The following is a 10,513-nucleotide window of genomic DNA, read 5'->3' as shown; positions in this document are numbered from 1 at the left end:
GTTGGACTCCGGCCGCAACGTGCCCCAGTCGAAGTTCTGGCTGACGTTGGGCAGGCACACCGCCGGCCACCGAGGGTCATTCTGGAAATTCCGCAGCGGATATGCCCGAACGTCGTCGAGGGTTCCGGTGAATCCCCAGTTCTCCCCGGACCGGGCGGTGTTGTTGATCCACCTGAACTGGGTCGGAATGGCTCCCCAGTCGGACTCGGTCGCGAAGAAGCCGACCCCGCGACCAACGAGACCAGTGCCTTCGTAGGCACAGAAGTACCCGTCCGGACACAGATCGGTCGGGCCGAGGTTGATGTAGCGTGCCGCGGTAACGCCCGCGCTACCGGAAGGATTAGCCTGCGCCGGCGCGACGAGCGCACCAGCCATCGCGGTCAGTACCAGAACGGCACCGACCATGATTCTGGAAAACATGATCTTCATCCCCAGTGTGGGAGTGCACCCCAGAGCAGGGAACAACCCTGCGAAACAAAGCGAACGATGATCCCCACTCTCACGCGGTCCGTCCGCGTCACACCCCCGGCGCAGACTGTATCGAACGCCCGCAGAACCCCGCAAGGAATGACCAATACCGTAGACGGAGGGTGAAAAAACTTGACGCACCGGTTCAACCCACCCGACATGTGGCAGCCGAACGGCCGAGCCTTCTCACAGGGCGTCGCCCATGGCGACGGGGTCGTCGTCCACATCACCGGACAGGTGGCGTGGGACGAGCACGATCGCGTCGTCGGAGTCGGCGATGCCGAGGCACAGATGGAAAAGTCGATCGACAACATCCAACTGGTCCTCGACGAGATCGGCGGCACCCTCACGGACATCGTCTCCATGACGATCTACTTCCTCGACCGTGGCGACCTGCCGGCCATCCAACGGGTCCGTGCCCGCCACTTCCCCGCCGAGACCGCACCGGCCAGCGTCCTGATCCAGGTACCGGGCCTCGTGCTCCCGGAATTCCTCGTCGAACTGGTCCCCATCGCCGTGGTGCCGCACGACAGGTTCCGGCCGCGCCCTCGTTAGGCTCCCGATGTCGCGCCTGATCGGGTTGATGGGGGCCAGGGTTGATGCCGGTGCAGAAGCAGGCGGCCGCCGCCGCGGTCACGGTCGTGAACATCGCGGTAGCCGTCACGGTCAACGTGCTCACGTCCGGCTGGAGCTGGCTGATCTTCGTCGTGCTGGCCGTACTGTCCTCGGCGTGGGTCGGCCTGGAGTTCTGGCGTACCGCCCCGAAACGGACGACCCCACTCGGTCCTCCGGTGATTCCCGGCATGACCGGCATGTTCGTGCCTCGACCGGGCCCGACGAGTCAGATCCTCCGCGCACTGCTCGCGGGTGGCGCACGCAAGGTCGGGATCACCACTGCGCTCACGGGCGCTGGTGGTTTCGGCAAGACCACGCTCGCGACCGCCGTGTGCGAGCTCCCGGAGATCAAGAAGGCATTCCCGGCAACGTACTGGGTGACCGTCGGCCAGGAGGTCCGCGGCGCCGGGCTCGCCGACGCCATCAACGACGTCATCGAACACATCAGCGGGCAGCCGTCCGGCATCACGAGCCCTGAGCAGGCCGGGCTCAAACTGAGTGGCCTGCTCAAGGATGAGGGTCCGTCGCTGCTGGTCGTCGACGACGTCTGGACGGCCGAGCAGCTACGCCCGTTCCTCAACGCCGGCCGCGGTTGCACTCTTCTGGTCACCACCAGGATCCCCGCTCTGCTCGCGGACCACACCGGCGTCGAACCGGTGCGGGTCGACCAGATGAGTCACGCGGAGGCCCGGCAGTTGTTGACCGGCGGCGTACCCGGGCTGCCCGAGGCCGTGGGCGAACAGCTCCTCGAGATCACCGGCAGATGGCCGATCGCTCTTCGTCTCGCGAACGCGAGCCTGCGCCGAACCGACCGCGATGGCGGCGATGTCGCGAAGTCCGCCGGACACCTCCTGCACAATCTGCGCGAACTTGGGCCCGCCGCACTCGACGTGACCGACGCGGCGCGCCGCGACCGGACCGTCGCGGCAACGCTCGAATCCTCACTGGGTGTGCTCGGCGCCCGGCGAGAACGGGTGCTCGAGCTCGCCATCTTCCCGGAGGACTCCGAGATACCGGTGGATCTCGTCGTGCTCCTCTGGCAGGCGTCGGCCGACCTGTCCTCGGATGACGGCGAACTGCTGTGCCAGGAACTGGCCGAACTCTCGCTGGTCACCCGGCACGGCGACCGGCTGCGACTGCACGACGTGATCCGCGCCTACCTCCAACACAAATGCGGCCGGCCACGACTCCGGCAACTCCACGACGTCCTACTGAACGCAGTGTCGACGCGGCTGCTCAACCACACCACACGTCCGGTCCCGTGGTGGACCCTGCCGCACTCGGCCAAGTACCTGTGGCGCTCGCTCGCCTACCACCTGCAGGAAGCGGGCCGCCTGGAGGAGGTGGCCACGCTCGTCACAGCTCCTCGCTGGGTCATCAGCAAACTGCGGCGGTTCGGCCCGGTCGCCGTCGTGGAGGACCTGGCCTTCGTCAACACCGGAAGCGCGATGGAGCTGAGCAGGTTCCTCGACCAGTTGGGACATCTACTCGTGCCAGGCAATCCAGAACATGCCGTGGTGAACGCACTTGCCCAGCGACTGCCACCATCCTCAGCGCTCGACGACTTGCGCCAAGCGGCCACTGCGGACGTGGCGGCGGTACCACACCTCATCCCGGAGCGCCCGCTGCCAGATCGCCCTGATCCGGCGCTGAACCGCGTTCTGGGAGGGCACGAGGACGAGGTGGTCGCCTGCGCTTTCTCACGAAACGGCCACTGGCTCGTGTCCGTCTCCGACGGACTGCGGGTCTGGCATCCCGACAGCGGCCAACTCGTCCGGCTTTTGCCAGGTGGCCTGCCCGATGCCGTCGCTCTTTCTCCCGACGGCCATCTCCTCGCCTGTGAAGGTGATGGGGGAACGATTCGCGTGTTGGACACGAGCACCTGGGAAGTTCTTCACACACTCGAAGGTCACCGGGGCTGGGTCCGCTGTTGCTGCTTCTCGACGGACGGAGAAACAATTGTCAGTGTGGGGAGCGATGACACGATCCGGGTCTGGGAGAGCCAAACTGGAAAGCAACTTCGCTCGATCAAGACTCCCGAGACCATCAGATCCTGTACCAGCCTCCGTGACGGGCGGTTGTTGAGCATCGACGATGCCGTGCGGATCTGGGACCTTGGCACTGACGAACGCGTCGATCTGTCCAAAATCGACGCTTTCCTTTCGGACGTGGCGGTCAGCCCGGACGAGAGATGGGCCGCGGTGGCAGGTCATTCGGCTCTCTCCATCTACGACCTGACCAGGGTCAACGAACCTCCGAGAACGCTGCACTACAACAGTGACCTCACCGCGGCCGCCTTCTCGTCGAACGGCGAAGTACTCGCCACCGGAAGTGAAACCGGGTTGATCGTCCTGTGGAGCACCATCGGCTGGCGGCCGATCGGCCAGATCGCCGCGCATGGCTCGAACGTCATGGACCTCGCCTTCTCTCCGAACGGCACAGTGCTGGCGTCGGCGAGCGCGGACCGGACGGTCAGACTGTGGGATCTGGATCAGGTCCGTGCCGGAGGCAGACGGGACAAGCTGGCGAGCGGCGCGGAGGCGTGTGTCGTCGCCCCCGACAGAACCTGGCTCGCGGTGCGAAATGGCACCGACTCGGTCACGATCCACGACCCCACTACGGGAGCGACCCGCGAGGCACTCCCGACTTCCGGCAACGTCTACGGCATCGCTTCTGTCGGCAATGGTGCACTGTCGGTTAAGAAGTACAATGAGGTCGCGATCTGCGAGGCAGACAACTGGCACATATCACGGTCATTGAGCCTTCCTGACGCGTCATTCCCTGCCCGGCTGTTCGGGGGCGGCGGTCTGGTGTGCGTCGCGAACTTCGAGAACCGGATCGTTCTGTGGGATACCGAAGGGTGGCAGCCGCCCGTGTTCCTGGTCGTGGACGAGACAAGCCTGCGAGTACACCGCGAGGCACCGCCCACACCGAACCCGGTCACCAGGCGTATTCGTCGAAACCGCGGGCTTTTTCGCACCAGCACACACGTCGCGATCGCACCGACTGGCGGATGGCTCGCCGTGTGTGTCGACAAGGCCGTGCACGTAGTGAAGCCGAGAACCTGGGAGCAGGTCACCACACTGCGGCTGTCCACGAAGATCGACAAGGCCGTGGCGGCTCCTGACGGACGGCGGCTCACCATCCGGCTCGACGACACCATCCAGTACTGGAACAGCGACACGTGGACTCTCGACGCCGAGTACACCGATCACCACGAGACGAAGGACTGGGCATGGTCCCCGGACGGCTCGCGGCTCGCGACGGTGTCGGCCGATCGGACGCTACGCGTTCACGACAGCAGTGACTGGACCGTTCGAACCGAGATGCGCCTTGACGGCAAGCTGAACGGCTGTGCCTGGCTCAGCAACCATCGGCTCGTCGCGGTCGGTGGTCACGGTGTCTACTGGTTCACCTACGTGCCCGGTTGATCCGTCAGCGGCGGCGGAAGGTGCCGCGCGGCGCGAAGATGTCGAAGTGGATCTTCAGGTTGCCCATGATCTCGCCGCTGAGCTGTGGTTGGCCGTTCTCGTTGGCGCCGGACAGGGTCATCGCGCCTTCGAGGCTGAAGCTGAACCTCGGCCACTGGACGTTGCGGATCTCGATCTCCGGGCTCAGTTCGAAGCCCTGGTCCTCGCCCCAGCGGACCATGGCGCCGACGCCGGCCTCGATGACCACTGGGCCGATCTGCGGGAGCTCGTACCTGATGAGCTGGAGCCCGAGCCCGCCCTGGAGGCGGCTGACGTCCTGGCCGAACTCGAACCGCAGCTGGGGCAGCTGACCGAACTCGAGCTCTCCGGTGAGGGTCCGCTCCAGGTCGTCCCATGACTGGTACTCCAGCTCGCCCCGTAGCAGGAACGGGGTGGTCAGCTGGAACTCGCGGACGATCCAGTGTGGGGTGGTCGGCGCGGCGGGGTCAGACATTGGCCCACTCCTGACCTTCGAAGTCCGAGATGCTGTAGTCGACGCCGGTCACGTTGTCGGGCAGGTCGGCCTCGGCCAGGTACGCGACCCAGTCGCTGTCGAGCTGCAGGCACTGTGAGCCGCTGCCGGCGTCGATGTCGCCGCACTGGACGTCCTGGTCCTCGACTTCTTCGTGCTCTGCTTCCATGTCGCCAGTGTCGGACGGCGCCATACCCGCGCCAACGTGCGGTTCGGCGACCAGTCGGGCAGCGACGGCCGCACCTTCGGGAAGTACCGGTTCGGCAACGGCAGGACGGTTCGGGCCCTGCGCGGCGGACAAGATCGCCAGGCTGCACGGATGACACGTGGGCTTGCCTGGGCGCTGGGGTTGTTCGGGTTGGTCGTCGTGGCGACGTGGTGGCGGCCGCCGTGGCCTGTCGAGCAGGCGATGCACAGTTCGCTGACACTGGTCGCGCTGGTCACGCTCGCCTGGGTGCATCGGCGGGTCGGCCTGTCGCTGCGCACGTGGGTGTGGGCGCTGGTTTTCCTGACGCTGCACACGATCGCGGCACGCTGGCTCTACTCCTACGTGCCGTACGACGACTGGACCGCCGCACTTCTCGGGTTCCGACTGTCCGATGCGTTCGGCTGGCAACGCAACCACTTCGACCGGCTCGTGCACTTCTCGTACGGCCTCTGCGCCACCATGATGCTGCGGACGAAACCGTTGCGGGCCATGGAGGTCGTGCTCGCGACCAGTGCGTTGTACGAGCTGTTCGAATGGGGTGTCGCCGCCGTGCTCGCCCCCGACATGGCCGAGGCCTACAACGGTCAGCAGGGTGACATCTGGGATCCGCACAAGGACATGGCGTTGGCCATGCTCGGCGCTCTCGTGGCAGCGGCGGTGTCGGCGGTGCGCGGACGCCGTCCGACACAGCCGAAGGTCAGCTCACCTCCGCGCCGTGGAACGCGACCCACTGTTCCATCGCGTACTCCACCATCGTGATGAGGGTGCGTTTCACGGAATCACGGTCGCGGGCGTCGCAGCGGAGGATCGGGACCGTTTCTGGCACGGCCAGTGCCTCGCGGACCTCGTCGATGGCGTGTGTGTGCTTGCCGTCGAAGCAGTTGAGGCTCACCACGTACGGGAGGCCGCGGTCCTCGAAGAAGTCGATGGGGGCGAAGGAGTCCGCGAGGCGGCGGGTGTCGGTCAGCACGACCGCGCCGATCGCGCCGCGCACCAGGTCGTCCCACATGAACCAGAACCGTTCCTGACCCGGGGTGCCGAACAGGTACAGCACCAGGTCGCGGTCCAGCGACACACGGCCGAAGTCCATGGCCACCGTGGTGGTCTGTTTGTCGGGCGTCGCCTCGAGGTCGTCGATGCCCTCGCTGGCCTCGGTCACCAGCGCCTCCGTGGTCAGCGGCTTGATTTCCGAGACCGAACCGACGAACGTCGTCTTGCCCGCGCCGAACCCACCACCGACGACGATCTTGACCGACGTCATGGCCTGTCCCGCGGCGCTGTCCGCGTCAAAGCCGACGGAGTCCACTCAGAACCCTTTCCATCAACATGAGATGTGCTGTGTTGTCGCCACCGGTGGCCGTCTTGTGCACGATGACCAGGCCCGCCTTGGCCATGTCGCCCAGCAGCACCTTCGCGACGCCGAGCGGCACCGACAGCAGCGTGGCTACCTCGGCGACCGACGTCGGCTCGACACACAGTTCCGCGACGCAGCGGTGCTCGGTGCGTGTCAGGGCATCGAGGTTCTCCCCGTGCTCACTCGTGGACACCATCGTCTCCAGCGGTAGGTCCATTGTGGACTTCGTGCGACCGGCGGTCCACGCGTAGGGGCGCACGATCGCAGCGTCGGCCGGGTCCTCGTCCGTCGCCGTGACGACCGGCGCCGAACACGGGCTGGTCCACGCCAGCTCGACCGGATCCTCGGCCAGAGGAGAGGTGATCATCTTCCGCTTGCCCCGCCCACGAAGCGTCAGCCCGTTGAGGACGTCGGCGAAGCCGTCCTCGGCGCTCACGCCGGCAGCCCAACCATCCTCCCGCCGGTGCCCTGGAGTCGGGCCCGGAGCTCCGGCGTGAGGATCTGTCCGACCCGGTCGACGAGCAGCGTCATCTCGTAGGCGACCTGGCCGATGTCACACATCGGGGAGGCGAGCACGGCGAGCGAGGCCCCGTCGCGGACCGACATCAGCAGCATGATCCCGCCGTCCATCTCGACGATCGTCTCCTTCACATCACCAGCCTCGAAGCACCGAGCCGCACCCTGTGTGAGGCTGACGAGTCCGGACGCGACGGCCGCCAACTGGTCGGCGCGGTCGCTGGGCAGCCGGGCGGATGCGGTGAGCAGAAGCCCGTCCGCGGACACGACGGCGGCGTGCGCCACGCCGGGTACCCGCTCGGCGAGGTCGTTGACCAACCATCCGAACTGACTTGGTTGGGCCTGCGGCGAAGTCATTCACTCTCCCGTTCGAGATCTTGTGCGCCGTTCGTGGTCGCTGCCCGGCACGAGGTTCTGCCCAGGGGTGCGCCTCGGCAGGCTGCGCGTGGCGTACCGCTCGTCGTCCGATGTGGACTGTTGGGTCGGGGTCACCGGCGCGGTGGGGATCGAAGGGGGGTCGACACCGCGCCGGTGACCCCGGGCTTTGCGTACGCCCTGCCGGTAGTCGCCCAACCGGTTGCGTAGCTCGTCCGCCTCGTGCCCCGGCGGGGACGGGTCGGAAGCCGGGGCCGCGCTGCCCGGCACCAGGTGTTGCCTCGGACTGCGGCGCGGCAACCCACCCGAGGTGTACTCGACCGGCTCGGCCCGCGACACGGCACGGGCGGCGTCGAAGCCGGAGTCGGCGGCGAAGTTCCACAGGTCGTCCTCGCGCGGGGGCCGCAGACGCGTGGGCTCACCGGGTTCGGTGACCGCGCGGAACCACGCCGACACCATCTCGTCGAAGATCGGCGTGGTCTCCTCGACGGCCGACCGCTCGGTGACGGCGTTGGCGTCGGCGGGCGTGAACAACCCGCCGGTCGGCTCTCCCGGCTTGGGGCCGGGCATGTTCTCGCCGGGCGAGCGGCGCGGCAGCCCACCAGAGGTGAACTCGGACAGCTCCTCCTGCTCGCGGCGGGGCAGCGGCGACGGCGTGAGCCCGCTCCTGATCGCCGCGTCGGTGTGCTTGTTGGTCCCGTTGACCGAGACGATCGCCTGGCCGTGCGGCGAGAACGGCGTCAGCAGGCTCGTCCCCGTCGGCGTCTTCCGCACGCGCTCCGGCGGCGGTTCCACGGTCCGGGAGACCAGCTCGGCCGGCACGGTCACGGTCGCCCGCACACCCGGCATGTCGTGGCCGCGGTTCAGCCGCACCTCGACGCCGAGCCGGCCGGCCAGCCGCCCGACCACGAACAAACCCATGCGACGCGAGGTGGACACGTCGACCGCGAGGTCGGCGCTGCCCAGCTTGGCGTTGGCCTCGTCGAGCTCCTCCTGGCTCATCCCGATGCCCTCGTCGTGCACGGCCACGCACAGCGAGCCGTCCTCGAACGCGTGGCTCGCGATCGTCACCGGGGTGTCGGGGGCGGAGAACGCGGTGGCGTTGTCGAGCAGCTCGGCGACCAGCCGCACCAGGTCCCCGACCGCGTAGCCGACCACCTCGACCGACGGCGGTGGCAGCAGCACGACCCGCTGGTACTGCTCGATCTCCGACACCGACGCGCGGAGCAGGTCGGCGAGGCTCGCGGGCCGCTGCGACCGCCGGCTGACCTCGCCGCCGGACAGCACCATCAGGTTCTCGTTGTTGCGCCGCATCCGCGTCGCGAGGTGGTCGAGCTGGAACAGCGTGGCCAGCTGGTCCGGGTCCTCCTCGTCGCGTTCGAGCCGTTCGAGCAGCCGCAGCTGGCGTTGCACGAGCCCCTGGCTGCGGCGCGAGAGGTTGACGAACACGTCCGCGTACCTGGCACGCAGGCCTGCCTGTTCGGTGGCGAGCCGGAGCGCCTGCAGCCGCACGGCGTCGAACGCGCGGGCCAGCTGTCCCATCTCGTCGATCGAGGTGATCCGCACGGGTGACGGCTCGAGGTCGATGGCGTGCTCGCCCTGTTCGCGGATGCGGGCCACGGCCTCGGGCAGCGCGCGCTCGGCGACGTCGAGCGCGCCATGGAGCAGCGCGGTCAGCGAGCCGAGCAGGTGGCGGCAGACGACGAACAGCACCCCGAGCGCGACGACCAGCGCGACGAGCAGGATCACCGCGGCGAGCCCGGCGCCGTCGCTCGCCTCGTCCTGCAGTGCCGCCGACCGGTCGCTCATGTCCGCCGCGAGCACCCTGGTGACCTCGCCGAGGCGCTTCGTGGTGAGGGCGGACCCGTCCGCCCAGCCCTGGGCGGTGGTGGGGACCGGGGTGCCCTCGGGTTGCGCGACGGCGGCGGCCACCACGTTGTCACGGCTCGCGATACTCGGGTCGCTGACCCGGTCGTCGTAGAGGTCGCGCAGGCGTGCGCCTGCGAGGTTGTGGAAGTCGGTGGACCGGTCGGCCTGGCGGCGCAGCGACACCGCGAGCGTGTCGACCTCGGGGCGGGTGAGGCCGCCGCGGACGATGCCGACCGCGATCACCGACTGCTGGTGGGCGACCTCCTCCTTGATGACCTCGATGTCGTGGAGCGCGGAGGCGGTCGACGCCAGGGTCGGGTCCAGCGCCTCTGCCGGCGTGGTCCGGTCGAACAGGAGCAGCGCGTCGATGACCGCGCTGTAGCCGGCGACCGCGGTGGCGGCCTCGAAGCCGGGCCTGGCCACCTGCCCGCGCAGTGCGGTCAGTCCGTCGAGCCGGGTCAGCACGTCCGCGTAGCGCGCGGCGGCCGCCTCGTGGTCGAGGGTGACGCGGCCGGCGGCACGCAGGAACTCCGCCCGCGCCTCGTCGGTCACGGTCCACTCGCCGGCCGTCCGGGAGACGACGTCGCCGGTGCCAGCCGCGAGCAGCCGTCCGGCCGTCCCGCGCTCGGTCTGCAGCGCGGCGACCAGCTCGCGCAGCTTCTCGTTGACCATCACCAGCCGGTCGATCCGCCGGTACGCGCAAGCCTCGTCGACCTGGTCGGAGATCTGCATGGTGCCGAGCACGACCGCGAACACGACCGGCACCAGTGTGGCGGCGGCGAGCTTGACGGGGAGGGTCCAGTCCCGCCAGTTCGCGAGCACACTCAGCAGCGCAGCCCACCGGGAGGTGGGTTCCGTCGCAGGTTTCAAGGCAGCGCCTCATTCCAGTAATGAGGAGACGACATTATTTGCAGTCGAGCGCCGCGCGAGCCGACCGGCGCGGCGAGAACTGAGGGACGATCGTACCCCACACGCGAGATCACGAAACCATTCCGAAGCACGAGCGTTCAACCAGCGAAAACAACCCACAAAGCGCTCAAAACAGGGCGCATCACCACATGACCGCCGCTTTTCGATCATGCGCGTTCTACTATGAGTCTGGTTTGGAACTACTTGATCGCCCGAATGGGTCACATCCGACGAAAGCCGCTCAACCTCCGCGATGT

10 protein-coding genes are annotated in these 10,513 nt (G+C 67.9%); 3 read left to right on the top strand and 7 right to left on the bottom strand.

Going from position 1 to position 10,513, the window contains the following annotated elements; translation table 11 throughout:
• Positions 1 to 420 (bottom strand): peptidase inhibitor family I36 protein (locus VF106_RS11615; protein ID WP_330839643.1); only part of this gene is annotated, 420 nt, incomplete at its 3' end.
• 180 nt (positions 421 to 600) lie between these two features.
• Between VF106_RS11615 and VF106_RS11610 the strand changes: the two genes are divergently transcribed.
• Positions 601 to 1,023: a RidA family protein gene (locus VF106_RS11610; RefSeq protein WP_330839642.1), complete on the top strand. Its 423-nt coding sequence runs from the start codon at positions 601 to 603 to the stop codon at positions 1,021 to 1,023.
• 50 nt (positions 1,024 to 1,073) lie between these two features.
• Positions 1,074 to 4,514: an NB-ARC domain-containing protein gene (locus VF106_RS11605; protein ID WP_330839641.1), complete on the top strand. Its 3,441-nt coding sequence runs from the start codon at positions 1,074 to 1,076 to the stop codon at positions 4,512 to 4,514.
• A gap of 4 nt (positions 4,515 to 4,518) precedes the next feature.
• On the opposite strand, the gene VF106_RS11600 is transcribed toward VF106_RS11605, so the two are convergent.
• A complete protein-coding gene (locus VF106_RS11600; protein ID WP_330839640.1) occupies positions 4,519 to 5,007 on the bottom strand; it encodes a hypothetical protein in 489 nt (162 codons plus the stop codon).
• On the bottom strand, positions 5,000 to 5,194 hold the full coding sequence (locus VF106_RS11595; protein ID WP_330839639.1) for a hypothetical protein: 195 nt from the start codon (positions 5,192 to 5,194) through the stop codon (positions 5,000 to 5,002). The genes VF106_RS11600 and VF106_RS11595 overlap by 8 nt, the downstream gene beginning before the upstream one ends.
• A 150-nt stretch (positions 5,195 to 5,344) precedes the next feature.
• Here VF106_RS11595 and VF106_RS11590 point away from each other — a divergent pair, with 150 nt between their 5' ends.
• Complete coding sequence (locus VF106_RS11590) at positions 5,345 to 5,992, top strand: DUF2238 domain-containing protein (protein ID WP_330839638.1); 648 nt, start codon at positions 5,345 to 5,347, stop codon at positions 5,990 to 5,992.
• Here VF106_RS11590 and VF106_RS11585 read toward each other — a convergent pair.
• From VF106_RS11585 to VF106_RS11570, 4 genes are read right to left on the bottom strand one after another with little or no spacing between them, the layout of a single operon-like run.
• Positions 5,931 to 6,539, bottom strand: coding sequence for a GTP-binding protein (locus VF106_RS11585; RefSeq protein ID WP_330839637.1), 609 nt, complete (start codon positions 6,537 to 6,539; stop codon positions 5,931 to 5,933). The genes VF106_RS11590 and VF106_RS11585 overlap by 62 nt on opposite strands.
• The gene (locus tag VF106_RS11580; RefSeq protein ID WP_330839636.1) at positions 6,520 to 7,023 is read right to left on the bottom strand and encodes a DUF742 domain-containing protein; all 504 of its coding nucleotides are present in this window, start codon (positions 7,021 to 7,023) and stop codon (positions 6,520 to 6,522) included. The genes VF106_RS11585 and VF106_RS11580 overlap by 20 nt, the downstream gene beginning before the upstream one ends.
• A complete protein-coding gene (locus tag VF106_RS11575) occupies positions 7,020 to 7,460 on the bottom strand; it encodes a roadblock/LC7 domain-containing protein (RefSeq protein WP_330839635.1) in 441 nt (146 codons plus the stop codon). The genes VF106_RS11580 and VF106_RS11575 overlap by 4 nt, the downstream gene beginning before the upstream one ends.
• Positions 7,461 to 10,217 (bottom strand): sensor histidine kinase, encoded by a 2,757-nt coding sequence (locus VF106_RS11570; protein ID WP_330839634.1) that lies wholly within the window; start codon positions 10,215 to 10,217, stop codon positions 7,461 to 7,463. It lies immediately after the preceding gene.
• Positions 10,218 to 10,513: the final 296 nt, after the last annotated feature.

It is taken from the genome of Actinophytocola sp. (genome assembly GCF_036378875.1).
In the GTDB taxonomy this organism is placed as follows: Bacteria; Actinomycetota; Actinomycetes; order Mycobacteriales; family Pseudonocardiaceae; genus Actinophytocola.
Note: the sequence above shows the minus strand (reverse complement) of the source record. Positions and strands in the feature narration are given on the sequence as shown.